Annotated in this window: 19 protein-coding genes and 3 pseudogenes; 11 read left to right on the forward strand and 11 right to left on the reverse strand. The window is 73.8% G+C overall.

Annotated elements, in window-relative coordinates:
* Nucleotides 1-3: 3 nt before the first annotated feature.
* The 4 genes and pseudogenes from AB0M03_RS03205 to AB0M03_RS03220 form a co-directional block, all read right to left on the reverse strand.
* Complete coding sequence (locus AB0M03_RS03205) at nucleotides 4-2,559, reverse strand: sensor histidine kinase KdpD (RefSeq protein WP_363487810.1); 2,556 nt, start codon at nucleotides 2,557-2,559, stop codon at nucleotides 4-6.
* A gap of 376 nt (nucleotides 2,560-2,935) precedes the next feature.
* Nucleotides 2,936-3,418 (reverse strand): annotated as a pseudogene (locus tag AB0M03_RS03210) (AbfB domain-containing protein); the annotation flags it as partial.
* Between the two features lie 95 nt (nucleotides 3,419-3,513).
* Nucleotides 3,514-4,527: a LacI family DNA-binding transcriptional regulator gene (locus tag AB0M03_RS03215; RefSeq protein ID WP_363487813.1), complete on the reverse strand. Its 1,014-nt coding sequence runs from the start codon at nucleotides 4,525-4,527 to the stop codon at nucleotides 3,514-3,516.
* Nucleotides 4,528-4,563: 36 nt separating this feature from the next.
* A pseudogene (locus tag AB0M03_RS03220) lies at nucleotides 4,564-4,917 on the reverse strand (ABC transporter permease); the annotation flags it as partial.
* A 565-nt stretch (nucleotides 4,918-5,482) separates the two neighbouring features.
* Here AB0M03_RS03220 and mutA point away from each other — a divergent pair.
* The 6 genes from mutA to AB0M03_RS03250 all read left to right on the forward strand — a co-directional run bounded on the left by mutA (nucleotide 5,483) and on the right by AB0M03_RS03250 (nucleotide 11,904).
* Nucleotides 5,483-7,381: a methylmalonyl-CoA mutase small subunit gene (mutA, locus tag AB0M03_RS03225; RefSeq protein ID WP_363487815.1), complete on the forward strand. Its 1,899-nt coding sequence runs from the start codon at nucleotides 5,483-5,485 to the stop codon at nucleotides 7,379-7,381.
* Nucleotides 7,378-9,576: a methylmalonyl-CoA mutase gene (gene scpA, locus AB0M03_RS03230; RefSeq protein ID WP_363487817.1), complete on the forward strand. Its 2,199-nt coding sequence runs from the start codon at nucleotides 7,378-7,380 to the stop codon at nucleotides 9,574-9,576. Before mutA ends, scpA begins: the two co-directional genes overlap by 4 nt.
* Before the next feature lie 11 nt (nucleotides 9,577-9,587).
* Nucleotides 9,588-10,577: a methylmalonyl Co-A mutase-associated GTPase MeaB gene (meaB, locus tag AB0M03_RS03235; protein WP_363487819.1), complete on the forward strand. Its 990-nt coding sequence runs from the start codon at nucleotides 9,588-9,590 to the stop codon at nucleotides 10,575-10,577.
* 342 nt (nucleotides 10,578-10,919) lie between these two features.
* Nucleotides 10,920-11,135: a heavy-metal-associated domain-containing protein gene (locus AB0M03_RS03240; RefSeq protein WP_363487821.1), complete on the forward strand. Its 216-nt coding sequence runs from the start codon at nucleotides 10,920-10,922 to the stop codon at nucleotides 11,133-11,135.
* A gap of 92 nt (nucleotides 11,136-11,227) precedes the next feature.
* Nucleotides 11,228-11,515 (forward strand): hypothetical protein, encoded by a 288-nt coding sequence (locus tag AB0M03_RS03245; RefSeq protein WP_363487823.1) that lies wholly within the window; start codon nucleotides 11,228-11,230, stop codon nucleotides 11,513-11,515.
* Nucleotides 11,512-11,904 (forward strand): hypothetical protein, encoded by a 393-nt coding sequence (locus AB0M03_RS03250; protein WP_363487825.1) that lies wholly within the window; start codon nucleotides 11,512-11,514, stop codon nucleotides 11,902-11,904. Before AB0M03_RS03245 ends, AB0M03_RS03250 begins: the two co-directional genes overlap by 4 nt.
* 46 nt (nucleotides 11,905-11,950) lie before the next feature.
* Here the strand turns inward: AB0M03_RS03250 and AB0M03_RS03255 are convergent, their stop codons facing one another.
* Both AB0M03_RS03255 and AB0M03_RS03260 read right to left on the reverse strand, forming a co-directional pair.
* Complete coding sequence (locus AB0M03_RS03255) at nucleotides 11,951-12,664, reverse strand: hypothetical protein (RefSeq protein ID WP_363487827.1); 714 nt, start codon at nucleotides 12,662-12,664, stop codon at nucleotides 11,951-11,953.
* Between the two features lie 34 nt (nucleotides 12,665-12,698).
* Nucleotides 12,699-13,256: pseudogene (locus AB0M03_RS03260) on the reverse strand (serine/threonine-protein kinase); the annotation flags it as partial.
* 192 nt (nucleotides 13,257-13,448) lie between these two features.
* On the opposite strand from AB0M03_RS03260, the gene AB0M03_RS03265 reads away from it, so the two are divergent.
* On the forward strand, nucleotides 13,449-14,015 hold the full coding sequence (locus AB0M03_RS03265; RefSeq protein WP_363487829.1) for a Uma2 family endonuclease: 567 nt from the start codon (nucleotides 13,449-13,451) through the stop codon (nucleotides 14,013-14,015).
* Between the two features lie 44 nt (nucleotides 14,016-14,059).
* Here the strand turns inward: AB0M03_RS03265 and AB0M03_RS03270 are convergent, their stop codons facing one another.
* Nucleotides 14,060-14,929, reverse strand: coding sequence for a hypothetical protein (locus AB0M03_RS03270; RefSeq protein WP_363487831.1), 870 nt, complete (start codon nucleotides 14,927-14,929; stop codon nucleotides 14,060-14,062).
* 126 nt (nucleotides 14,930-15,055) lie between these two features.
* Nucleotides 15,056-17,281 carry a molybdopterin oxidoreductase family protein gene (locus AB0M03_RS03275; RefSeq protein ID WP_363487833.1) on the reverse strand — a complete coding sequence of 742 codons (2,226 nt, stop codon included), beginning with the start codon at nucleotides 17,279-17,281 and terminating at the stop codon, nucleotides 15,056-15,058.
* A 263-nt stretch (nucleotides 17,282-17,544) separates the two neighbouring features.
* On the opposite strand from AB0M03_RS03275, the gene AB0M03_RS03280 reads away from it, so the two are divergent.
* The 3 genes from AB0M03_RS03280 (at nucleotide 17,545) to fabG (ending at nucleotide 20,017) form a co-directional block, all read left to right on the forward strand.
* Complete coding sequence (locus tag AB0M03_RS03280; RefSeq protein WP_363487835.1) at nucleotides 17,545-18,702, forward strand: acyl-CoA dehydrogenase family protein; 1,158 nt, start codon at nucleotides 17,545-17,547, stop codon at nucleotides 18,700-18,702.
* Nucleotides 18,703-18,770: 68 nt separating this feature from the next.
* A complete protein-coding gene (locus AB0M03_RS03285) occupies nucleotides 18,771-19,223 on the forward strand; it encodes a MaoC family dehydratase (RefSeq protein ID WP_363487837.1) in 453 nt (150 codons plus the stop codon).
* A gap of 32 nt (nucleotides 19,224-19,255) precedes the next feature.
* The gene (gene fabG, locus AB0M03_RS03290) at nucleotides 19,256-20,017 is read left to right on the forward strand and encodes a 3-oxoacyl-ACP reductase FabG (protein WP_363487839.1); all 762 of its coding nucleotides are present in this window, start codon (nucleotides 19,256-19,258) and stop codon (nucleotides 20,015-20,017) included.
* Nucleotides 20,018-20,039: 22 nt separating this feature from the next.
* Here the strand turns inward: fabG and AB0M03_RS03295 are convergent, their stop codons facing one another.
* Nucleotides 20,040-20,663 carry a TetR/AcrR family transcriptional regulator gene (locus tag AB0M03_RS03295; protein ID WP_363487841.1) on the reverse strand — a complete coding sequence of 208 codons (624 nt, stop codon included), beginning with the start codon at nucleotides 20,661-20,663 and terminating at the stop codon, nucleotides 20,040-20,042.
* Nucleotides 20,664-20,849: 186 nt separating this feature from the next.
* Entirely contained in the window at nucleotides 20,850-23,069 is a 2,220-nt protein-coding gene (locus AB0M03_RS03300) for an NADP-dependent isocitrate dehydrogenase (RefSeq protein WP_363487843.1), read from the reverse strand.
* Nucleotides 23,070-23,408: 339 nt separating this feature from the next.
* On the opposite strand from AB0M03_RS03300, the gene AB0M03_RS03305 reads away from it, so the two are divergent.
* On the forward strand, nucleotides 23,409-24,743 hold the full coding sequence (locus tag AB0M03_RS03305) for a diacylglycerol kinase family protein (protein ID WP_363487845.1): 1,335 nt from the start codon (nucleotides 23,409-23,411) through the stop codon (nucleotides 24,741-24,743).
* Between the two features lie 23 nt (nucleotides 24,744-24,766).
* Here AB0M03_RS03305 and AB0M03_RS03310 read toward each other — a convergent pair whose 3' ends face one another.
* On the reverse strand, nucleotides 24,767-25,291 hold the full coding sequence (locus tag AB0M03_RS03310; RefSeq protein ID WP_363487847.1) for a hypothetical protein: 525 nt from the start codon (nucleotides 25,289-25,291) through the stop codon (nucleotides 24,767-24,769).
* Nucleotides 25,292-25,437 lie beyond the last annotated feature (146 nt).

Raw genomic sequence — 25,437 nt, forward strand, 5'->3', positions numbered from 1 at the left:
CGGTCATGGGGCGGTCGCCGTACGGGCCGGGGCCTTCGGCAGGCCGGGGGCGGCGGCTGCGGGGAGGGAGACCACCATGGTCAGGCCGCCGCCGGGGGTGTCCTCGGCGGTGAGCCGGCCGTCCATCGCCTCGGCGAAGCCGCGGGCGACGGCCAGGCCGAGGCCCACGCCGTTGCCGCGCGGTGCGTCGCCGTGCCGCTGGAACGGGGCGAAGATCCGCTCCCGGGCCTCCTCGGGGACGCCGGGGCCGCGGTCGACCACCCGCAGTTCGACCCGGTCGCCGCCGGCGAGCCGCAGCACGTCGGCGCGGACGGCGACCGGGACGTCGGGCGGGCTGTACTTGACGGCGTTCTCCACCAGGTTGGCGACGACCCGCTCCAGCAGGCCGGAGTCGGCCCGCACCAGCGGCAGGTCCTCCGGGACGTCCAGGCGCACGGCCTCGGCGGGCACCCCGGCGAGGGCGAGCGGGACGACCTCGTCCAGGTCGACGTCGCGCTGCAGCGGGGTGACGCTGCCGGTCTGCAGCCGGCTCATGTCGAGCAGGTTGTTGATCAGCAGGTTGAGGCGGTCGGCGCCCTCCTCGATGCCCGCGAGCAGCTCCGCCTCGTCCTCCGGGCTCCAGGCGACGTCCTCTGAGCGCAGCGAGGTGACGGCGGCCTTGATGCCGGCGAGCGGGGTGCGCAGGTCGTGCGAGACGGCGGCGAGCAGGGCGGTGCGGATGCGGTTGGAGTCGGCGAGCCGGCGGGCCTCGGCGGCCTCCTTCGCGAGCCGCTGGCGTTCCAGGACGGCGACGGCCTGGGCGGCGAACGCGCCGAGCACCCGGCGGTCCTCTGCGGGCAGCACCCGGCCGGTGAGCACCAGGGCGAGCCGGTCGCCGACCGGGACGTCGACGGCGGCGTCCTCCGGGCGCCCGGCGGGCCGGCGGCCGACCGCGGCCCTGGTCTGCCAGGGGTCGTGGTCGCCGGTGCGTTCCAGCAGGGCCACGGACTCCATCTGGAAGATCTCCCGGACCCGCTCGAGCAGTTCGTCGGGGCCGTCGTCGCCACGCAGCGCACTGCCCGCGAGGAAGGCCAGCGTCTCGGCCTCGGCCCGGCTGCGGGCGGCCTGCTGGGACCGTCGGGCGGCCAGGTCGACGACGGAGGCGACCGCGATGCCGACGCCGACGAAGACGCCGAGGGCGAGGATGTTGGCCCGGTCGGTGATGGTGAAGGTGTGGGTGGGCGGGGCGAAGTAGTAGTTGAGCAGCAGGGAGCCGACCAGCGCGGAGGCGATCGCCGGGAAGACCCCGCCGACCAGGGCGGCGCCGACGGTCAGGGTGAGGAAGAGCAGCACCGCGGTGGGCAGGCCGGCGCCGGGGCCGAGGGCGAGCAGCAGCAGGGTGAGCAGCACCGGGCCGAGGCAGCCGAGCAGCCAGCCGGCGGCGGTGCGCAGCCGACCGAGCTTGACGGGCAGCCGCCCGGGCAGGCCGGGGCGACCGCGGGCGGCGTGCTCGTGGGTGACCACGTGCACGTCGACGTCGCCGGACTCGCGGATGACGGTGGCGCCGACGCCGGGGGCGAGCAGTGAGCGCCAGGCCCGGCGGCGGCTGGTGCCGACGACGATCTGGGTGGCGTTGACGCCGCGGGCGAAGTCGAGCAGTCCGGCGGGGACGTCCTCGGCGAGGACGGCGTGGTAGGTGCCGCCGAGCTCCTCGACCAGGCGGCGCTGGGCGGCGAGTTCGCCGGGCGCGGCGCCGGGCGGGCCGTCGGGGCGGACGATGTGGACGGCGAGGAGTTCGCCGCCGGAGCCGCGGGCGGCGATCCGGGCGGCGCGGCGGATCAGGGTGCCGCCCTCGGGGCCGCCGGTGAGGCCGACGACGATCCGTTCGCGGGCCGGCCAGGTGGCGGCGATGCCCTGCTCGGTGCGGTAGCGCTGGAGGTACTCGTCGACCCGGTCGGCCGTCCAGAGCAGGGCGAGTTCCCGGAGCGCGGTGAGGTTGCCGGGCCGGAAGTAGTGGGAGAGCGCGGCGTCGACCCGATCGGGCGGGTAGACGTTGCCGTGCGCGAGGCGGCGGCGCAGCGCCTGCGGGGACATGTCGACGAGTTCGATCTGGTCGGCGCGGCGGACGACCTCGTCGGGGACGGTCTCGCGCTGCCGGACGCCGGTGATGCCCTCGACGACGTCGCCGAGCGACTCCAGGTGCTGGATGTTGACGGTGGAGACGACGTCGATGCCGGCGGCGAGCAGCACCTCGACGTCCTCCCAGCGCTTGGCGTGGCGGCTGCCGGGGACGTTGGTGTGGGCGAGTTCGTCGACCAGGGCGACCTCGGGGCGGCGGGCGAGGACGGCGTCGAGGTCCATCTCGGTGAACCGGGCGCCGCGGTACTCGGCCTCCCGACGGGGGACGGCCTCCAGGCCGTCGAACAGTTCGGCGGTGCGGGCGCGGCCGTGGTCCTCGACGAGGGCGATCACCACGTCGGTGCCGCGGGCGGCCCTGCGGTGGGCCTCGCCGAGCATGGCGTAGGTCTTGCCCACTCCGGGGGCCGCCCCGAGGTAGATCCGCAGCTTGCCGCGCGCCATGTGCACCATTCTCGTTCCGCTGCGCCCGACTGCTTTCGGACGCCTGTTCGCCGCCTCCGAGCGTAAGTCCCGGCCGGGGCGGAACGCCCGGTTCGTCGGGTTCGGCCGGGACATCCTGGCGCGTTCTTGACGCGGCGGGCGTGGGCGTCGGGTGTCGGGTGTCCACAAGGGGGATCGGCTCCGGGCGGGTGCCACTATTGCACATAACTTGCAGGAGACAAGCACTTGCGTCAGCATGGGGGCGCGGGATCGGCCGGTCGGCCGTCCAGGGGCGCGGCGCGTCCTTCCTGACCGACGATCGTCTTCCCAACCGGCGCCCGCCGGGACGCGGCCGATCCCGTGCCTGCTGTGCCGCGGCGCCGGCCGGCGCTCCGGGTCACGGTACCCAGGGGCCGTCCACCGACCAGGTGGTGTCGGCGACGAAGCCGGGGGTGTTTCCGTCCCACGCGTTGGGGCCGCCGTAGGTGGCGATCCACACCTGCGACTCGATGTGGCGCAGGTAGCGGTCCGGGTAGTTGTAGGCGGTGAAGCGGACGCCGCCGGTGCCGGGCCGGGCGCAGAAGGTCGCGTCGGCCTGGTAGAGCGCGCCGCTGCCGGCCTCCCGGTGGACGCGGCTGTCGCGGTGCCGCAGGTACTCCCCCGGGTAGTTGCGGGACTCGAAGGAGTAGCAGCTGCCGTCGGCCGGGCCCGGCACGATCTTCCAGGTGGCGTCGGCCTTCAGCAGGGCGCTGCTGCCCGCGTCGACCACGTCGGTGTTGGCGAGGCCGTCGTAGTGCCGCAGGTAGCGGGTGGTGCAGCAGGCGGTGGTGACCCGCAGCGACTTGTAGGCGCCGGTCTGCAGCACCGGGTTGCCCGGGGCGGTGCGGGAGGCGCGATCAGCGCGAGACCGGTTCTGCACAGGACCCGCTCCCGGACTGCGCAGTTCCCCGCGCCCCTGGCTTGAGGTTGACCTCCCTAGCGGGACCGCCCGACGGTGGAGTCGCGTACGACCAGGCGGTGGCCGGGGCGGGCGCGGCGGGGCTCCGTCCCGGCGGTGCCGGCCAGCCGGTCGACCAGGCAGTCGACGGCGAGCCGGGCGATGGCCTCCTTGTCGGGCGCGACGGTGGTCAGCGGGGTGTGCGCGAACCGGCTCTCGTCGATGTTGTCGAAGCCGACCACGGCGACGTCCTCCGGCACCCGCAGCCCGCGGTCGGCGAGGGTGCGCAGCGCGCCGACCGCGATGGTGTCGTTGTAGGCGAACACAGCGTCCGGGTGCGGGCCGCGGTCGAGCAGGGCGGCCATCGCCCGGGCGCCGTCCTCGCGTCCGTACGCCTCGGTGGCGATCACCAGGGCGTCGTCGGCGGGCAGTCCGGCGGCGGCGAGCTCCTCCCGCCAGCCGCGCAGGCGCAGGTGCGCGGGGCGGCGGGCGCTCTCCTCGCGGGCGCCGAGGAAGGCGATCCGCCGGCGGCCGGTGTCCACCAGGTGGCGGACGGCGAGTCTGGCCGCGGCGACGTTGTCGATCGCGATGTGGTCGTACGGGGCGTCGTACTCCCGCTCGCCGAGCAGGACGAGCGGGGAGGTGTCGGTGCGCGCGAGCAGGTCCTCGGACTCCAGCTCGATCGGGCTGAGGATCAGCCCGTCCATGACGTGCGCCCGGAAGCCCTGGCAGACCAGCAGTTCCTGGTCGCGGCGGCCGCCGGTGTGGTCGAGCAGGACGGTGTAGTCGTGCCGGGCGGCGGCGTCGATGACCGCGCCGGCGAGCTCGGCGAAGTACGGGTTGCCGAGCTCCGGCACGGCCAGCGCGATGATGCCGGTGCGGCCCTTGCGCAGGTGGCGCGCGGTCAGGTTGGGCCGGTAGCCGAGCTCGTCGATGGCGCGCTGGACGCGTTCGCGCATGGCGGGAGTGACGTGCTGGTAGCCGTTCACCACGTTGGAGACGGTCTTGATCGACACTCCGGCGCGCTGGGCGACGTCCTTCAGACTGACCACGGTGTTCCTCTCGGCGGGCGGGCTCTCGGGTCATTTCTACGGGGTGGAACGCGTGCGGAAGAGGTATCGCTGCGCGAGGACGACCACGATCAGGAATCCGCCGCTGACCACCGACTGGTAGGAGGAGTTCAGCGAGCCGATCTGGTTGATGAGGTTCTGGATGACGGCGAGCAGCAGGACGCCCCACAGGGTGCCGCCGAGGGTGCCCGCGCCGCCGGTCAGCGGAGTGCCGCCGACCACCACGGCGGTGATGGCGGACAGCTCCATCAGGGTGCCGAGCGCGGACGGGCCGCTGGCCGTCAGCCGGGTGGTGGCCAGCACGCCGGAGAGTGCGGCGAGCACCGCGCACAGCACGTACACGCCGGTCAGCACCCGGCGGACGGGCTCTCCTCCTTGGCGCAGCCGGTGAGGACGAGGGCGGCGGAGGCGAGCAGGGCGGCGGAGGCGAGCAGGCGGGATCTGCGGGGGCTGGTCGTGCGAGGACGCTCCTTGACGGGTGGGTCCGGCCGGGGGCGGCGCGGTTCCGGGCGTGCCGGGGCACGCCGGGACGCACCGACGGCGGGCCGGATCCGGGAGGCAGGGGAAGCTTCGCTGACGTGCGGAAAGAGCGGCGTGTACCGGAGATCGCGCTCTCCGGCAGGCTTTTACAACGTTATACAACCGGCTCCGCAAGGCCGACAAGAGTCGCGGCACACCCCGTCGAATCCCGTATCGACACCGCCTGCGGCGAATTGACGGAACGACGGCCCACCCGCCCGGACGGACCGTGCAGCCCGGCCCGCCGCGGCGCGCGACCGGGCCCGACCCGCAGCAGGCGAGCGGCACACCGCCTCCCGCCGCTCCCCGCGCGACCTCCCGCCGGCCACGGCACTCCCCGCGACCAGGAGTGCAGGGTTAAAAAGGTCACACTGGATTGATCTGCTGCCGACCTGCTAACGGGCACTAACCTGCACTCATGACGGTCCTGCCCGAAGGGCTTCCCCTGGCCGCCGAGTTCCCGGATGCGACCCGCGAGCAGTGGCAGCGCCTCGTCGAAGGCGTGCTGCGCAAGTCTGGTGTGCAGAACGCGAGCGGCGTACAGGCTGAGGAAGCGCTCACCACCAAGCTTCAGGACGGGCTCAGCGCCCGCCCGCTGTACACCGCCGAGGACGCCCCGGCCGACGCCGGCCTCCCCGGCTTCCCGCCGTACCTCCGGGGCGGCCGGCCGCAAGGCTCGGCCGTGTCCGGGTGGGACGTGCGGCAGCGCCATGCCGGCACCGACACGGTGCGCACCAACGAGGCGGTCCTCGCCGACCTCGAGAACGGTGTCACCTCGCTCTGGCTGACCGTCGGGGACGGCGGCCTGCCGGTCGCCGCGCTGCCCGCCGCGCTGGAGGGCGTCTACCTCGACCTGGCCGCGGTGGCCCTCGACGCGGGCGCCGAATTCCGGCCCGCCGCCGAGCAGTTGTTCGCGCTGCTGGCCGAGCGCGGGGTGCCGTCCGACACGGCGTCCGGCAGCCTCGGCGCCGACCCGCTGGGCCTGCTCGCCCGCACCGGCGACGACAGCGCCACCACCGCGCAGCTCGCCGAGGCCGCCGACCTGGCCGCGCACTGCGGCCGCACGTACCCGAACCTCCGCGCCCTGACCGTCGATGCGCTCGCGTACCACGACGCCGGCGCCTCGGCCGCCCAGGAGCTCGGCTGCTCGCTGGCCGCGGGCGTCGCCTACCTGCGCGCGCTCACCGCCGCCGGCCTCACCGCAGACGAGGCCGCCGGCCAGCTGGAGTTCCGCTACGCGGCCTCCGAGGACCAGTTCCTCGGCATCGCCAAGTTCCGTGCCGCCCGCCGCCTCTGGGCACGCGTCGCCGAGGTCTCCGGGATCACCGGCCCGGCCGCCGCACAGCGCCAGCACGCCGTCACCTCGTCCGTGATGATGACCGCCCGCGACCCGTGGGTGAACATGCTGCGCACCACGGTCGCCTGCCTGGCCGCCGGCGTCGGCGGCGCCGACGCGGTCACCGTGCAGCCCTTCGACTCCGCGGTCGGCCTGCCGGACGCCTTCGCCCGCCGGATCGCCCGCAACACCCAGTCGATCCTGCTGGAGGAGTCGAACCTGGCGAAGGTCATCGACCCGGCCGGCGGCTCCTGGTACGTGGAGCAGCTGACCGACGAACTGGCGCAGGCCGCCTGGGCCTGGTTCCAGGAGATCGAGCGGGCCGGCGGCCTGCGCGCGGCCCTCGCCTCCGGGCTGGTCGGCGACCGGATCGCCGCGACCTGGGCCGAGCGCACCGCGAAGCTCGCCAAGCGGCGCGAGCCGGTCACCGGCGTCAGCGAGTTCCCGCACCTCGGCGAGCAGCCGCTGGTCCGCGAGCCGGCGCCCGCCCGCCGCGGCGGCGGCCTGCCGCAGGTCCGCCGCGCCGAGGCGTACGAGGCGCTGCGCGACCGCTCGGACGCGCACCTGGCCGCGACCGGCGCCCGGCCGAAGCTGTTCCTGGCCTCGCTGGGCACCGCCGCCTCGCACACCGCGCGCACCACGTTCGCCGCCAACCTCTTCCAGGCCGGCGGCATCGAGACCGTCTCCACCGAGACTGCGATGACCGAGCCGGGCCACGCGGCCGCGCTGGCCGAGGCCTTCGCCGCGAGCGGTGCGGGCGTCGCCTGCCTGTGCTCCAGCGACGCGCTGTACGAGGAGCACGGCGAGACGGTCGCCGAGGCGCTGAAGACCGCAGGCGCCGCCAAGGTGCTGCTGGCCGGGCGCCCCGGCGAGCTGCGCGAGGCTTTCCAGCGGGCGGGAGTGGACTCCTTCGTGTTCGCGGGCTGCGACGCGGTCGAGGTCCTGACCTCCCTCCTCGACGAGATCGGAGTGGCCCCATGATCCCCGACTTCACCACCATCGGGCTGGGCGGGGGCGCCGCGGCCGGCGACGGCGCGCAGTGGCGCGACGCCTGGCAGCAGGCCACCGGCAAGGACGTCGAGGAGCAGGTCTGGGAGACCCCGGAGGGCATCGGCGTCAAGCCGCTGTACACCGCGGAGGACCTGGCCGGCCTGGACTTCCTGGGCACCTACCCGGGCATGGCGCCGTTCCTGCGCGGCCCCTACCCGACCATGTACGTCAACCAGCCGTGGACGGTCCGCCAGTACGCGGGCTTCTCCACCGCCGAGGAGTCCAACGCCTTCTACCGCCGCAACCTGGCGGCCGGTCAGAAGGGCCTCTCGGTCGCCTTCGACCTGCCGACCCACCGCGGCTACGACAGCGACCACCCGCGGGTCACCGGCGACGTCGGCATGGCCGGCGTGGCCATCGACTCCATCTACGACATGCGCCAGCTCTTCGACGGCATCCCGCTGGACAGGATGTCGGTGTCGATGACCATGAACGGCGCGGTGCTGCCCGTACTGGCGCTGTACATCGTGGCCGCCGAGGAGCAGGGGGTGCCGCCCGAGAAGCTGGCGGGGACCATCCAGAACGACATCCTCAAGGAGTTCATGGTCCGCAACACGTACATCTACCCGCCGCAGCCCTCGATGCGGATCATCTCGGACATCTTCGCGTACACCTCGCAGAAGATGCCGCGGTACAACTCGATCTCCATCTCGGGCTACCACATCCAGGAGGCCGGGGCCACCGCCGACCTGGAGCTGGCGTACACCCTCGCGGACGGTGTGGAGTACCTGCGGGCCGGCCTCGGCGCCGGACTGGACGTGGACGCCTTCGCGCCGCGGCTGTCGTTCTTCTGGGCGATCGGCATGAACTTCTTCATGGAGATCGCCAAGCTGCGCGCGGCCCGCCTGCTGTGGGCCAAGCTGGTCAAGCAGTTCGACCCGCAGAACGCCAAGTCGCTGTCGCTGCGCACCCATTCGCAGACCTCCGGCTGGTCGCTCACCGCGCAGGACGTGTTCAACAACGTCACCCGCACCTGCGTGGAGGCGATGGCCGCGACCCAGGGCCACACCCAGTCGCTGCACACCAACGCCCTCGACGAGGCGCTCGCCCTGCCGACCGACTTCTCCGCCCGCATCGCCCGCAACACCCAGCTGATGCTGCAGCAGGAGTCCGGCACCTGCCGGGTCATCGACCCGTGGGGCGGCTCGGCGTACGTCGAGAAGCTCACCCACGACCTGGCCCGCCGCGCCTGGCAGCACATCCAGGAGGTCGAGGCGGCCGGCGGCATGGCCAAGGCCATCGACGCCGGCATCCCCAAGCTGCGCGTCGAGGAGGCCGCCGCCCGCACCCAGGCGCGGATCGACTCCGGCCGCCAGCCGGTGATCGGCGTCAACAAGTACCGGGTCGCCAACGACGAGCAGATCGACGTCCTCAAGGTCGACAACTCCTCGGTCCGCGCCCAGCAGATCGAGAAGCTCCGCCGGCTGCGCGCCGAGCGCGACGAGCAGGTCTGCCGGGACGCCCTGCACGCGCTCACCCGCGCCGCCGAGGCCGGCTCGCAGGGCTCCTCCCTGGACGGCAACCTGCTGGCGCTCGCGGTGAACGCCGCCCGTGCCAAGGCCACCGTCGGCGAGATCTCCGACGCACTCGAGAAGGTGTACGGCCGGCACTCCGGGCAGATCCGTACCATCTCCGGTGTGTACCGAGACGAGGCAGGACCGTCCCAGAGCGTGCAGCGCACCCGGGAGCTGGTCGAGAAGTTCGAGGAGGCCGAGGGCCGCCGCCCGCGCATCCTGGTCGCCAAGATGGGCCAGGACGGCCACGACCGCGGCCAGAAGGTGATCGCCACGGCCTTCGCCGACCTGGGCTTCACGGTGGACGTCGGTCCGCTGTTCCAGACCCCGGCCGAGGTCGCCCGGCAGGCCGTCGAGGCGGACGTGCACATCGTCGGCGTCTCCTCGCTGGCGGCCGGCCACCTCACCCTGGTGCCGGCGCTGAAGGCCGAGCTCGCCGAGGCCGGCCGCGAGGACATCACCATCGTGGTCGGCGGCGTCATCCCGCCGCAGGACGTCCCCACGCTCCTGGACATGGGCGCCGCCGCGGTCTTCCCGCCCGGCACGGTGATCCCGGACGCCGCGTACGACCTGCTCACCACGCTCGCCGCCGACCTCGGCCACGAGCTGTGAGCCGCTGAACCGTGGCCCGGACGATCGACCTCGACCAGTACCGGCAGGGTGTCCTCGACGGCTCGCGCGCCTGGATCGCGCGGGCCATCACCCTCGTCGAGTCCATCCGGCCCGACCACCGCGAGCTCGCCCAGCGGCTGCTGGTCGACCTGCTGCCGCACTCCGGCAGGGCGGTCCGGGTCGGCATCACCGGCGTGCCCGGAGTCGGCAAGTCGACCTTCATCGAGGCCCTCGGCACCATGCTCACCGGCAAGGGCCACCGGGTCGCGGTGCTCGCCGTCGACCCGACCTCCAGCCGCACCGGCGGCTCCATCCTCGGCGACAAGACGCGGATGGAGAAGCTCGCCGTCGACCCGAACGCCTTCGTCCGGCCCTCCCCCACCTCCGGGACGCTCGGCGGCGTGGCCCGCGCCACCCGCGAGTCCATGGTGGTGATGGAGGCCGCCGGGTACGACGTCGTCCTGGTCGAGACGGTCGGCGTCGGGCAGTCGGAGACCACCGTCGCGGGCATGGTGGACTCCTTCCTGCTGCTCACCCTCGCGCGCACCGGCGACCAGCTCCAGGGCATCAAGAAGGGCGTGCTGGAGCTGGCCGACCTGGTCGCCGTCAACAAGGCGGACGGTCCGCACGAGCGGGACGCCAAGGCCGCCGCCCGCGAACTGGCCGGCGCCCTGCGGCTGCTCCAGCCCCCGGACGCCGCCTGGACACCGCCGGTGCTCACCTGCAGCGGCCTCGGCGGCCTCGGGCTGGACGTCCTCTGGGACCGCCTCCAGCAGCACCGCACCCTGCTGGACGCCACCGGGGCGCTCGACGCCAAACGGCGCGACCAGCAGGTCGACTGGACGTGGGCGATGGTCCACGACCAGCTCCTCGCCCGGCTCCGCGAGCACCCCGAGGTCCGGCGGCTGGTCCCCGCCGTGGAGCAGGAGGTCCGGCAGGGCACGCTGACCGCCACCCTGGCGGCCCAGCGCATCCTGGACGGCTTCAACTCGGCGAACTGACGGCACGGCGAACCGACGGCACGGCGGACCGGCTGTACGGTGAACCGGCCTTACGGCGACGGCCGGTGACGGCGCGGCACCCGCGCTGCCACCGGCCGTCACCGTTCCCGCCCGCGTCCGTGCCTGCCGTTCCTGCCCGCGTCCGTGCCCGCCGTTCCCGCCCGCGTCCGTGCCCGCCCCGGTGGGCGGGGCGCGCGTCAGCGGGTCCGCGGCGAAACCACTCGATGGGGGCACACCGGCGGCGTGTCCCTGTGACGGCGGAGAGGCGCTGCGCTGTTCTGGTCGCCATCGAAGCGGCGCGGTGCCGCCTCGCCCGTCCCGTCTGCGCCCGGAGGTTCCCCGATGTCCACGACCGCCGTCTTCAGTGTGGAAGGCATGAGCTGCGGCCACTGCGAGCGGACCGTCACCGCCGGCCTCGCCGCCCTCCCCGGCGTCACCGGGGTCGACGCCCGGGCCGCCACCGGCCAGGTCACCGTCGAGTCCGCCGGCGACCTCGACGAGGCCCTTGTCCGCAGCACGGTCGGCGAGGCCGGCTTCACCCTCGTCGGCCGCATCTGAGGGGGTCCTTGCTGCGCCCGGCCGTGTCGCGCTCGGGAAGCACCACGCCAAATGTTCTCTACTTTTATCCACCACCAGTGTACTGTGGTGGCATGGGTGACTCGACGATCAAGGTACCTGACACCACCCGCGACCATCTGGCTGCGCTCGCCAAGGAACGCGGCATGACCATCGGCGGCCTCGTGACGGCCCTGGCCAACCAGGAGCACACCGCCGAGCAGCTCGCCGAGCGCGTTCGGGAGAGCCGCCGCCTCATGCGCGAGCACGGCATCGCGGTCGAAGACGGCGACCTGGACGCCATGCCGAGCGTGCTGGAGAACGCGTACGCCGTCGCGGCGGAGAAGTCCGTGCAGAACCTCAAGCGCGGCACCGCGGCGTGATCGTTCTCGACACCTCGGCCGTGGTGGCGCTCGCCGCCGGCCACCGGGCACTCGTCCGGCTCGCCGACAACGCGGCCGCCTCACCCTTCAAGCACCTGGCAGTTCCGGCCCTGTGCCTCCTGGCGGCGGAAGCCGCGGCCCAGGGCTCCGGCACCTTCGCGCTCGCACTCCCGGCCATCGAGATCGAACCCCTCGACTCGATGGCCGCGATCACCGTCGCCACGATGGTCCGTGACGGCATCGGCGCCCAGGACACCTCCCACGCCCTCTACGCCGCCCTGCCGACCGGTTCCCGCGGCACGATGCACATGATCCTCACGAACCAGGAGCACCGCTACCCGCCCGGAACGATCACCGTGCACATCGACGACCCCCGCCTCCTCGGCTGAACGGCGAGCCCGCGACCGGCTGCCGTCCCCGCGTGACCGACCGCGTTCAGGCCTGCTCGGGCACCGGCGGCCGGCTGCGGCCGGGGAGGAGCGGGGTCAGCCCCGCGGCCAGGGCGCCCCAGGTCAGCAGGCCCAGACCAATCGCCCGCAGGACGGGCATGCCTCCGGCGTCCATGTAGTACCCGGTCGCGAGCGCGGCGTTCGCCAGGCCCGCGCTGACCGCCGTCTGCGCCTCGGCCTCGTGGCGGGCGAACAGCGTGCCGAGGCCGCGCGACAGGGGCTTCTGCAGCACCAGCAGGACGGGGCACAGGAGCACGGTGATGATCAGTGCCACCCACCAGGCCGTCCGCGAGGAGAGCAGCAGCGCGGTGCCGGAGACCATGGTGACCGCCGCCGCGACGAAGAGCCCGCCGGTGCCCTGGCGGAGCTGCGGCGTGGGGCGGTCGATCCACAGCAGGAAGGCGAGCACGAGGAAGGCCGCCACCCCGAGCAGGCCGGCCCATCCGACCGTCCAGGAGCCGAACGCCACCAGCTGGGCGGCGAGCACCGTACCGCCGGCGATCGCACTGCGCCGCAGGGCGGAACTCCGGGCCGTCAGCGGTTCTGCCGGTTCTGCCGGTTCTCCCGGCCCGGTGGGCTGCACGGGCTGTACGGGCGGGGCGGCGTGCGGGTCCGGCAGTCCGTGCGGGTCCGTTCCGGACGGTTCGCGGGTCCGTCCGCCGGGGACGCCGGTGCGGGACGGGGCGCCGTCGAGGGCCATCGGCGGGTGCGGGGGCGCCGCGGGCCTGTTCGGGGGCCATGTAGGCGGCCGTTCCGATGGCGTGGCCGGTACCGGTGAGCGAGAGGTCCTCGTACAGGTGCTTGACGATCCCGAAGTCGAGGATCTTGACGGTGCCGCCCGGCAGCAGCAGGGTGTTCGCCGGTTTGATGTCGCGGTGGACGAGGCCGGCGCGGTGGGCGGCGGCCAGGCCGGTGCAGACCTGCCGGGTCCAGTCGAGGGCGTCCGGCACCGGCGGCAGCGACTCCTCGGCGAGGACGTCCTCCAGGGCCCGCCCCTCGAGGTACTCCATGACCAGGAACGGCGCACCGGCGTGCTCGGGCCCGGCCCGGCCGAAGTCGTGCACGGTGACGATGTGCGGGCTGCTGAGGTTGCCCGCGGCCCGGGCCTCGGCGGCGAACCGCTCCACCCCCGAGGAGGCCGTGTCGGCGCCCGTCAGCAGCTTCACCGCGACCGGCCGGCCGACCCGCTCGTCGAAGGCCCGCCACACCTGGCCCATGCCCCCGGAGCCCAGCACCGCCTCCAGCCGGTACCGGCCGTCCAACCGCTCGCCCTGCATGCCCGCCCCCGTCATGTCCCCCGAAGGGCGGTCCGTCCGGACACGCCCCACCGCCCCCGGGCACTCTACCGGCCGGTCACCACGGCCCGTGCGTGTCCACCGGCTCCCGCCGCCGCCCGGCTGCCGGTCCGTCAACACGCCGGCCGGCGACCGCCGACACCGCCGGGCGACTCGGCGCCACGACCTGCGGGATGGAAGGATGGCGGCATGGTCGACTTCGAGATCCCCGAGCGCCACGCGCAACTACTGGCGTACGCACAGAGCCTGACCCCGCCGTCGGGATGGAAGATCGAGGTCTCCGGCGACGAGATCATCATGATGGCCGGGCCGTCGGTGATCCACCAGCGCAACCTGCTGGTCGTCCGGGAGCAGTTCGACGCGCACCGCCCGGCCGGGTTCATGCCGAGCGAGAACACCGACCTCGCCTCGCCGCAGGTCGGCAAGCTGCGCAACCCCGACCTCACGTACATCCCGGTCTCGGTCGTGGAGCTCGGCGGCAACGAGGTGCCGGCGGAGCTGGCGGCCGTCGCGGTCGAGGTCGTCTCCCCGTCGAACCCGGAGAACGACCTGGTCGGCAAGGTCCGCGACTACCCGCTGATGGACATCCCGCTGTACCTGCTGATCGACCCGCGCGAGGGTGTGGTCGTGCTGCACTCGGAGCCCTCCGGCGGGGTCTACCACCGGCGGTGGAGCGGGAAGTTCGGGGACACCGTCCCGATCCCGGAGCCGTTCTCCTTCGACCTGGCCACCTCCGACCTGATCCCCTACCCGTAACCGGCCGCTCGCCCCGCACCGCCGGGTCGTCGGCGACCGGGCCCTCACTCCTCCGGATAGGCGCCGATCGGGAGGCGGAGGTTGAGGCCCTCGAGGATTCGGCGGCCGAGGGGGGCCGTGAGGTCGTGCAGGCGGGCGGTGCGGTCCGGGCCGAGGGCCTGCCAGGACGGGAGGGTTGCGCGGTCGGTGGCGTCCTCGACGCCTGCGCGCAGGGCTGCGCCTTCGGGCGTGAGGGTGCCGTCCCCGGCGAGCAGGCCACGGTCGGCGAGGCGGCGTTCGGCGGCCTCCCAGTCGGTGTCGCTCCACTCGCGGCGGGCCTGGATGCTGGCGCGCCGTTCGCCGCCCGCGGCGGTGATGGTGACGAGGGCCTCGACGGGGTCGAGTCCGGCGGCGAGCAGGGCGGCGTGGTGGGCGTCGCCGCGGCATTCACGCAGGGTGGTGGCGGCCTGCCAGAGCGCGAGGTGCGGGGCGTCCGGCAGCGGGAGGGCGGCGTTGGCGGCGCCGAGCGGGCGGCCGTGGCGCGGGGCGGCGGCCGCGGCCTCGGTGGCGAGCGCGGCGGCTTCGGCGATCTCCGGGGAGGCCGGGGCCTCGTCGCCGAGCAGGGCGCGCAGGGCGGCGTCGGCGGCGTCCAGCCGTGCGGCGAGCAGGGCGTCGGGGGTGGCGACTGCCCGGACGGCGGGGATCTCCCGGGCGGCGATCCGCGGGTTGAAGTGGTAGAAGACCGCGTCCACCAGCGCCGGGCCGACGGCGCCGAGCGGGGCGGTCCGCCCGCCGAAGTAGGGGCCCCACGGGCTGGTCAGGCCGATCCCGCGGAAGACCTCGGTGGCCTGAGGTGCCAGGATGACCACCGCGTGGTACGGCTCCAGGGCGTCGCGCAGTGCGCGGGCGCGGCGCAGCTCGACGGGTCGTGCCATGGGGGTGGTGCTCCTTCATAGGTGGCGATGGGCGGGCGTCACGACGGCACGGGCCGCGCCGTGATCTGTACGGCGACCGCATCCGGATTGCGCGGTTCCCCGCGCCCCCGGCCGGCCGACGGGGTGTCAGACCGCGGCGGCGCGTTCGATGCGGACGGGGACGCCGTTGAGGACGGCGGTGCCGGAGAGCGGGTCGACGGCGCCGGGGTCGGTGAGCCGGTTGACGTTGACGCCGGGGACGGCGGCGGCGACCTGCATGCGGGTGCCGGGGCGGTCGTGGCCCCAGCCGTGCGGGAGGCTGACGACGCCGGGCATGACGTCCTCGGTGAGTTCGACCGGGGCGGTGACCTCGCCGGTGCGGCTGCGCACCCGGGCGGTGTCGCCGTCGGCGAGGCCGAGGGCGGCGGCATCCTCGGGGTGAAGGTGCAGGGTGCACCGGTTGCTGCCGCGGGTGAGGGCGGGCAGGTTGTGCAGCCAGCTGTTGTTGGAGCGCAGGTGGCGGCGGCCGACCAGGACGAGGCCGTCGCGCCGTTCGGGGAGGGCCGCGCGGAGGCGGTCGAGGTCGGCGGCGAGCGGCTCGGGGCAGAGTTCGATCCGCCCGGAGGGGGTGCGCAGCACCTCGGGCAGGCGTGGCCGGAGCGGGCCGAGGTCGATGCCGTGCGGTGCGTCGAGGAGGCGGGCGAGGGTGAGGCCTTCGGGGTCGGCGCCGAAGCCTTCGCCGTAGGCGCCGAGGCGGAGCATCAGGTCGATCTGGCGTTCGCTGCCGGTGGCGCCGTGCAGGGCGGCGGCGAGTTCGGCGGGGTCGCGGCCGTGGACGGGCGAGGCCGGGTCGGCGACGGCCTTGGCGAGGACGCCGGCGATCACGGTGTTGTCGAGGGCGTCGGGGTCGGCGGCGGCTGCGGCGGCCTGTCCGGCGGCGATGAGGACCAGCCGGGAGAGGATGCGGCACTCGTCGAGTTCGCCGTCCTCGAGCGGGAGCGGCGGCGGGGAGTAGCGGGCGGTGTTGCGGACGGCGAGGTCGCCGAAGGCGAGGTCGAAGTGGGCGGAGCGGCCGGGCGGCGGGGGCGGCAGGACGACGTGGGCGTGCCGGGTGGTCTCGTTGAGGTACGGGTCGACGCTGACCATGAAGTCCAGGTCGGCCAGGGCGGTGTCCAGCCGGTCGCCGCCGGGGACGGAGAGCACGGGGTTCCCGGCGACGGTGATCAGGGCGCGGACCTGTCCCTCGCCGGGGGTGGCGATCTCGTCGGCGAGGGTGACGGCGGGGAGTTCGCCCCTGACCTCGGGCAGCTTGCGCACCCGGCTGTGCCAGCGTCCGGTGGTGAAGCCGCGTCCGGTGCCGGTGCCGCGGCGGCGCCGGGCGGCGAGCGGGAACATGGCGCCGCCGGGCCGGTCGAGGTTGCCGGTGAGGGCGTTGAGGACGTCGACGAGCCAGCTGGCCAGGGTGCCGAACTCGACGGTGCTGGTGCCGATCCGGGCGTAGACGGCGGCGGTCGGGGCGGCGGCCAGCTCCCTGGCGAGCGCCCGGATGTCCTCGGCGGCGATGCCGCAGGCGGCGGCCACGGTCTCGGGCGGGAAGGGCTCGGTCAGCCGCTGCACCGTGTCGATGCCGGTGAGGTGGTCGACGGGGGTGGTGAGCTTCTCCGCGAAGAGGGTGTGGACGATGCCGGCGAGCAGGTAGGCGTCCGAGCCGGGGCGGATCCGCAGGTGGCGGTCGGCGAGGTCGGTGGTGCGGGTGCGGCGCGGGTCGACCACGACGAGCCGGCCGCCGCGGCGGCGCAGCGCCTTCAGCTTGCCGGGGAAGTCGGCGGCGGTGCAGAGGCTGCCGTTGGACTCCAGCGGGTTGGCGCCGAGCATCAGCAGGTAGTCGGTGCGGTCGAGGTCGGGTACGGGGATGGCCAGCGGGTCCCCGAAGAGCAGTCCCGAGGAGACGTGCTTGGGCATCTGGTCGACGGTGCTGGCCGAGTAGACCTGGGTGCTGCCGACGGCCCTGGCGAGGGCGCCGGCGTAGAGGCCGCCGGCGACGGTGTGCACGTTGGGGTTGCCGAGGTAGGTGGCGACGGCCTGCCGGCCGTGCCGGGCGACGACCGCTGCGAATCCCTGTTCGACGGCGGCGAAAGCCTCCTCCCAGTCGACCTCCCGCCACTGGGTGCCGGTGCGGACGAGGGGGCGGCGCAGCCGGTCGGGGTCGTTGTCGAGCTGGCCGACGGCAGCGCCCTTGGGGCAGACGAAGCCCGCGCTGAACACGTCGGCCCGGTCGCCGCGGGCGGCGGTGATCCTGCCTCCGTCCAGGGTGAGCTCCAGGCCGCAGGTCGCCTCGCACAGCGGGCAGACGCGGTACGCCTTCTCGGTCACGCCGACTCCCATCGCCACGGTCACCGCCGGCTCGCCGCCACGGTTTAGCGGAACGATAAACCACGGCCGGTCCGCTGTCGCCCGTCCCGGCGAAGATCGCCACCCGATCTGCACACCGGGGCGGCCGGCAGTATGGCCGAGGTCACACTGCGCACCCTCTGGCCAGAAGCCGACCGGCGAGTAATTTAGCGTTTCGCTAGAACGGCGGGCCGGCGGTCGGGAACGATCCCCCAGCGGGCCCCGAACAGGAAAGAGGGCGCACCGTGCGGCGTTCCGTGTACACCGAGGACCACGAGGCCTTCCGCGAGGTCGTCCGGGATTTCATCGCCCGGGAGGTCGTGCCCGTCTACGACCAGTGGGAGCAGGACGGCCACGCGCCGCGTGACTTCTACTACCGGCTCGGCGAGCTGGGCGTGTTCGGCATCGAGGTGCCGGAGGAGTACGGCGGCGCGGGCCAGAGCGGGTTCAAGTACCAGGCGGTGGTCACCGAGGAGCTGATGCGGGCCGGCGTGTCCTTCGGCGGCTCCTCGGTGCACACCGGCCTCTGCCTGCCCTACCTGCTCGAGTACGCCGACGAGGAGCAGAAGAAGCGCTGGCTGCCCGGCTTCGTCTCCGGCGAGATCATGACGGCCATCGCGATGACCGAACCCGGCGCGGGCTCCGACCTGGCCGGCATCGCCACCACGGCGAAGCTCTCCGAGGACGGCACCCACTACGTCCTCAACGGCGCCAAGACCTTCATCACCGGCGGTGCGCTGGCCGACCTCGTCCTGGTGGTCTGCCGCACCTCGCCGGCCACCGCGGAGAACCGCCGCCACGGCCTGTCGATCCTCTGCGTGGACACCGGGTCCGAGGGCTACCGGGTGGGCCGCAAGCTGGAGAAGGTCGGCCTGCGCAGCTCCGACACCGCCGAGCTCTCCTTCACCGACGTCAAGGTGCCGGTGGAGAACCTGCTCGGCGAGGAGGGCAAGGCCTTCGGCTACCTCACCCACAACCTCGTCCAGGAGCGGCTGGCCATCGCGGTGGGCGCGACCGCTGCGGCCCGCGCGGCGGTCGACTTCGCGGTGCAGTACGTGAAGGACCGCAAGGTCTTCGGGCGGGCCGTCGCCGAGTTCCAGAACACCAAGTTCGTGCTCGCCGAGTGCGAGGCCGAGGCCCAGGCCTGCCAGGCGTTCACCGACCGGGCGCTGGACCTCTTCGAGACCGGCTCCCTCACCGTCGCGGACGCCGCCGCGGCCAAGCTGTTCAGCACCGAGACGGCCGGCCGGGTCATCGACAAGTGCCTCCAGCTGCACGGCGGTTACGGCTACATCCTGGAGTACCCGATCGCCCGCCTCTACACCGACAACCGGGTCTTCCGGATCTACGGCGGCACCAGCGAGGTCATGAAGACGGTCGTCGCCAAGTCCCTCGGCCTGTAGCGGCCGGTCCGTCGCAGGGCGGTCCCGGCACAGAGCAGCCCCGTCGTAGCACAGAAAGGGATTCACCCGTGAACGTCTTCCCCTCCCCCGCCGACCTGGCCGGTGCCGTCGGCACCGAGATCGGCACCGGCGACTGGCTGACGATCGAACAGGACCGGATCGACCTGTTCGCCGACGCCACCGGCGACCACCAGTGGATCCACACCGACCCCGAGCGGGCGGCGGCCGGCCCGTTCGGCGCCACCGTCGCGCACGGCTACCTCACCCTCTCGCTGCTGCCCCACCTCGCCCAGCAGGCGTACCGGGTGGAGGGCGTCCGGATGGGCGTCAACTACGGTCTGAACAAGGTCCGTTTCCCCGCCCCCGTCCGGGTGGGCTCCCGGGTCCGCGCCCGGGTCGCGCTCACCGGCGCCGACGAGATCCCCGGCGGCCTGCAGATCACCACCCGGGTCACCGTGGAGATCGAGGGCGGCGACAAGCCCGCGTGCGTCGCCGAGGCCGTCTCCCGCATCCACCCCTGACCCCCGATCAGCCCCTCTCCCCAGGAGTCACCATGCCCGAGAACAGCCGCAAGGTCGCCGTCGTCACCGGCGCCGCACGCGGGATCGGCGCGGCCACCGCGCTGCGCCTGGCCCGCGACGGCCACGCCGTCGCCGTCTGCGACCTGGACGAGCCGGCCTGCGCCGGCACCGTCGGGGCGATCGAGAAGGAGGGCGGCCGCGCCCTCGCGGTCGGCGTCGACGTCACCGACGCGGCCCGGGTGGCGGCCGCGGTCGCCCGGACGGCCGAGGAGCTCGGCGCCCCCACGATCCTGGTGAACAACGCCGGCATCACCCGGGACAACCTGCTGTTCAAGCTCACCGAGGACGACTGGGACGCCGTCGTCGCCGTGCACCTGCGCGGCGCCTTCCTGATGTCCCGCGCGGTGCAGGCGCACATGACCGAGGCCCGCTGGGGACGGATCGTCAACCTCTCCTCCACCTCGGCCCTCGGCAACCGCGGCCAGGCCAACTACTCGGCCGCCAAGGCCGGTCTGCAGGGCTTCACCAAGACCCTGGCCATCGAGCTCGGCCCGTTCGGGGTGACGGTCAACGCCGTCGCCCCGGGCTTCATCGCCACCGACATGACGGCCGCCACCGCGGCCCGGATGGGCCTGGACTTCGAGGACCTCAAGGCGGGCGCGGCGCAGCAGATCCCCGTCCGCCGGGTCGGCACGCCGGAGGACATCGCCGGTGCGGTCTCCTACCTGGCCGGCGAGGACGCGGGCTTCGTCTCCGGCCAGGTGCTGTACGTCGCGGGCGGCCCCCAGGGCTGACCCCGCAGCCGGCCCGCCGGCGTCAGGACGGCCCTGGAGCCTCGTCCCGGCGCCGGTGGGTCACCATCGCGTCCAGGCAGCGCGCCACCCGCCCGTCGAGCTCCTCGACGGGCACGTCGATCTCCCGGGCCATGTGCTCGCGGAGCAGCACGTAGCCGTACACGGCGGAGGCCATCGTCGCGTGCAGCGCATCGGGGTCGTCCACCGGCAGCCCGCCCTGCTCGGCCTCGGCCGCCAGCAGCCGGTGCTCCGCCGCCCGCTGGGGCAGCGGGCGGGGCCGCTCGTCGCCGTCCAGCACGAGGAGCGCCATCAGCCGGATCGGGCCGGGCCGGCGCAGCGACGTCCAGAAGAACCGGGAGAGCCGCTTGCGCAGCGGCAGCGCCTCGGAGACGGCCGCCGCGGCGTCCTGGACGCTCTCCTGGCCCTGTGCCCAGAGCGCGGAGCGCAGCAGGTCGCGGCGGGAGCCGAAGTACTGGTAGACGAGGCCGCGGTTGACGCCCGCCTCGTCGGCCACCTCGCGCAGGTTGAGGCCGGCGAGGACGCCCTGCCGCTCCAGCAGCTCGAGCGCGGCGGCCCGCAGCGCCTCCTCGGTCGCCGCCCGGTCGTGGGACGAACGGGCCCGCTGGGGCGTCCGTGGGGTGCTCACCGGGTGACCCTCCGCGTCTGGTTTCGGCCTGACCTGCACCGAAGACTCTACGGTGTCCCGGCCTCACCGATCACATGCGGAGGGAAACCCCACGCGCCCCTGAATGGCGCACCCGCCGCGCAAAGGGCAAGGCCCCGCGGGGGCGCTCCTGGGTGGGGCGCCGGGCCGCGGGGCCTCGGGGGTGGGTCAGGCGAGGGTCGCGAGGGCCTCGTTGAAGGTGTTCGACGGGCGCATCACGGCCGCGGCCTTGGTGGCGTCCGGCTGGTAGTAGCCGCCGATGTCGGCCGGCGAGCCCTGGACGGCGATCAGCTCGTCGACGATCGTCCGCTCCTGCTCGGACAGCGTCTTGGCGAGACCGGCGAACGCCTGGGCGAGCTCGGTGTCGGCGGTCTGCTGCGCCAGCTCCTGGGCCCAGTACAGGGCCAGGTAGAAGTGGCTGCCGCGGTTGTCGATGCCACCGAGGCGGCGGCTCGGCGACTTGTCCTCGTTGAGGAAGGTGCCGGTGGCGCGGTCCAGGGTGTCGGCGAGCACCTGGGCACGGGCGTTGCCGGTGGTGGTGGCGAGGTGCTCGAAGCTGACGGCCAGGGCGAGGAACTCGCCGAGGCTGTCCCAGCGCAGGTAGTTCTCCTTGACCAGCTGCTGGACGTGCTTCGGGGCGGAGCCGCCGGCGCCGGTCTCGAAGAGGCCACCGCCGTTCATCAGCGGGACGACCGACAGCATCTTGGCGCTGGTGCCCAGCTCCAGGATCGGGAAGAGGTCGGTCAGGTAGTCGCGGAGCACGTTGCCGGTGACCGAGATGGTGTCCTCGCCGCGGCGGATGCGCTCGAGCGAGAACTTGGTGGCCTCGACCGGCGACTTGATCTCGATCTGCAGGCCCTCGGTGTCGTGCTCGGGCAGGTACGCCTTGACCTTGGCGATCAGCTGGGCGTCGTGGGCGCGGCCCTCGTCCAGCCAGAAGACGGCCGGGTCGCCGGTGGCGCGGGCGCGGGTGACGGCGAGCTTGACCCAGTCGCGGATCGGCAGGTCCTTGGTCTGGCACATGCGGAAGATGTCGCCGGCGCCGACGACCTGCTCGAGCACCACGGCGCCGGAGGCGTCGACCACGCGGACGGTACCGGTGGTGGGGATCTCGAAGGTCTTGTCGTGGCTGCCGTACTCCTCGGCCTTCTGCGCCATCAGGCCGACGTTCGGGACGGAGCCCATGGTGGCCGGGTCGAAGGCGCCGTGGGCGCGGCAGTCCTCGATGACGGCCTGGTAGACACCGGCGTAGCTGCTGTCCGGGAGAACGGCGAGGGTGTCGGCCTCCTGGCCGTCCGGGCCCCACATGTGGCCGGAGGTGCGGATCATGGCCGGCATGGAGGCGTCGACGATGACGTCGCTCGGGACGTGCAGGTTGGTGATGCCGCGGTCGGAGTCGACCATCGCCAGGGCCGGGCCGGAGGCGATCTCGGCGTCGAAGGAGGCCTTGATCTCGGCACCGTTGGCCAGCGACTCCAGGCCCTTGAAGATGCCGCCGAGGCCGTCGTTCGGGCTCAGGCCGGCCGCCGCGAGGTCGGCGCCGTAGGTGGCGAAGGTCTCCGGGAAGAAGGCGCGCACGACGTGGCCGAAGACGATCGGGTCGGAGACCTTCATCATCGTCGCCTTGAGGTGCACCGAGAACAGCACGTCCTCGGCCTTGGCGCGGGCGACCTGGGCGGTGAGGAACTCGCGCAGGGCGGCGACGCGCATCACGGAGGCGTCGACGACCTCGCCGGCGAGCACCGGCACCTTCTCGCGCAGGACGGCGGTGGAGCCGTCGTCGCCGTGCAGCTCGATGCGGAGGTTGCCGGCCTCGGCGACGACCGCGGACTTCTCGGTGGAGCAGAAGTCGTCGACGCCCATGGTGGCGACGTTGGTCTTGGAGTCGGCGCTCCAGGCACCCATGCGGTGCGGGTGGGCCTTGGCGTAGTTCTTCACCGAGGCGGGGGCGCGGCGGTCCGAGTTGCCCTCGCGCAGGACGGGGTTGACGGCGCTGCCCTTGACCTTGTCGTAGAGGGCGCGGATCTCGCGCTCCTCGTCGGTCTTCGGGTCGTCCGGGTAGTCCGGCAGGGCGTAGCCCTGGGCCTGCAGCTCGGCGACGGCCGCCTTGAGCTGCGGGATGGAGGCCGAGATGTTCGGCAGCTTGATGATGTTGGCACCGGGGGTCTTGGCCAGCTCGCCGAGCTCGGCGAGGGCGTCGTCGATGCGCTGGCCCTCCTCGAGACGCTCCGGGAAGCTCGCGATGATGCGCCCGGCGAGGGAGATGTCGCGCGTCTCCACCTTGACGCCCGCCGTCGAGGCATACGCCTGGACCACGGGCAGGAAGGAATACGTTGCCAGGGCCGGGGCCTCGTCAGTGTGCGTGTAGATGATGGTCGAGTCAGTCACCGGGTACTCCGCTTCACGTGTACAACGTCTCGACGTCAAGATATCTCGTGACGGGCCCTTTCCGACACCGGCCCCCGCATCGAGTTGTCCGCAGGCCGGGGATCGGCCGCCGGGGCCACCTCTCTCCGCAGGTCCGCCGCCCTGTCGCGGGTCCGCCGGGGGCCGCCCGCGCGAGGAGCGCGCGTCACGAGAAGTCCGCCGCCACCCTATGACCGTTCGGCGCCCGGCGCGCCGCGACGACCCCGCGAGGGGCGGACCGCGCGACACCGCTGCGGCGGCACGCAGCGCCTTCTTGCCGGAGTGCGCCCCGTCCGGCGCACGCGATGCCATCATCGGGTCATGACGGGATCACGGGACGCAGCCGGACTCCAGGACGAAGCCCGGCGGCGCTGGTCGGCGCGCCTCGCCCTCGCCGCCGCGGCCGTGGCGATGGTCCTGCTGCTCGTCGTCGGCGGGCTGAAGTCGATCGCCCTGCTGGTGGCCGGGCTGGCCGCACTCGCCCTCGCGATCGCCGGGCTGTGGTGGGCACTGACCCACCGCGGCGCCCGGCGGCTGCTCGCGCTGGGCCTGGCGGCGGGCGCGGTGGTCGCGGTGTTCACCGGCTACGCGCTGGTCAACCTGCTGTGGGTGGTGCTGACCACGCTCGGGCTGTGGGCGGTGGCCGTCTCGGCGGGCCGGGTCGCCCTCGCGAGCGGCCACAAGGGCCCGACGGAGTACCCGGCCGGGCCGGTCGCGCGGCCTTTCCTGATCATGAACCCCCGGTCGGGCGGCGGGAAGGTCGGACGGTTCGGGCTCGCCGAGAAGGCCCGGGCGCTGGGCGCGGAGGTCGTCCTGCTCGACCCCGACCACCACCAGGACGTCGCCGCGCTGGCCCGGCAGGCGGTGGCCGACGGCGCCGACCTGCTCGGGGTCGCCGGCGGCGACGGCACCCAAGCGCTGGTGGCGGGCGTGGCGGCCGAGCACGGCCTGCCCTTCCTGGTGATCTCCGCCGGGACGCGCAACCACTTCGCCATGGACCTCGGCCTCGACCGCACCGACCCGTCCACCTGCCTGGACGCCTTCACCGACGGTGTGGAGCTGCGCATCGACCTCGGCCTCATCGGCGACCGGGTCTTCGTCAACAACGCCTCCTTCGGCACCTACGCGGCCGTCGTGCAGAGCCCGGCGTACCGGGACGACAAGGTCCGCACCGTCCTGGAGATGCTGCCCGACCTGCTCACCCACCAGCGCGGACCGCGGCTGACCCTGCGCGCCGCGGGCACCGTCGTGGAGGCGCCGCAGGCCGTCCTGGTCAGCAACAACCCGTACGCTCCCGGGGACGCGGGCGGGCTCGGCCGGCGGCCGCGGATGGACACCGGTGCGCTGGGCGTGCTCGGGGTGAAGGTCGACACCGCCGCCGAGGCCGTCGGGCTGCTGATGGGAGGCGCCCAGTCGGCGGGGCTGACGGCCGTCGCCGCCCGCGAGGTCACGGTGGACGCGGACGCCGCGGAGATCCCGGTCGGCGTGGACGGCGAGGCGCTCACCCTGCCCACCCCCGTCGTCTGCCGCATCCGGCCGGGCGCCCTGCGGGTACGGGTGCCGCGGCACCGCCCCGGCGTGCCGCAGGCCAGGCCGCCGATGGACTGGCGCCGGCTGCGGCGGATCGCCTTCCCTCCGCACGGCACCACCGGCTGACCTGCCGGGCGCAGCACTGCCGCTCAGTGCCCGAGAGCCGCCTTGGCGGCGACGATGACCAGGCCGAGCAGCAGGTTGGCCAGGCCCTCGCCGACGGCCATCCGGCGGGAGGCGCCCGCCCTGACCGCGCCGACGGTCGCCCAGGTGACCTGCTGGGCCACCGCGACGGAGAGGGCGAGCCAGGCCGTTCCGGCCAGGTCCAGCCTCAGCAGCGGGCTGATCGCCACGGCGGCGGCGGGCAGCAGGGCCGCCTCCACGATCGACCACTCGTGCCCGGCGACCCGCCGCACCTCGCGCCGGTCGATCGACTGCCCGACGATCCGTTCACCGGCCACCTGGGCGTACACGTGCGCGGCCCAGAACACCAGGCCGGTGACGATCAGCAGCATCATCAGTTCGAGCCGCGGGAAGCTGCCCGCGGTACCGGCCGTGGCCACCACCGAGGCGGCCAGCAGCGAGCCGTACACCGCCCCCGCGTAGTCGGTCCGGGCCGGGCGGGACCGTTCCTTGGACACGGGTTTGCCGGTGGGCGCCGAAGAACTCGTCACCCACCCAACATATGGGCCGGAACCGGACATATTGCTGAGCGACGCCACCGCGTTGCCGGGGAGTCGGCGCCGCTCCGCCCGGTCCGCCTCAGGAGCCGAGGATCGCCAGTACGACCAGTCCGATGATCGCCAGCGCCCAGGCCCAC

The organism is Kitasatospora sp. NPDC051914 (assembly GCF_040680995.1).
Lineage (GTDB): Bacteria > Actinomycetota > Actinomycetes > Streptomycetales > Streptomycetaceae > Kitasatospora.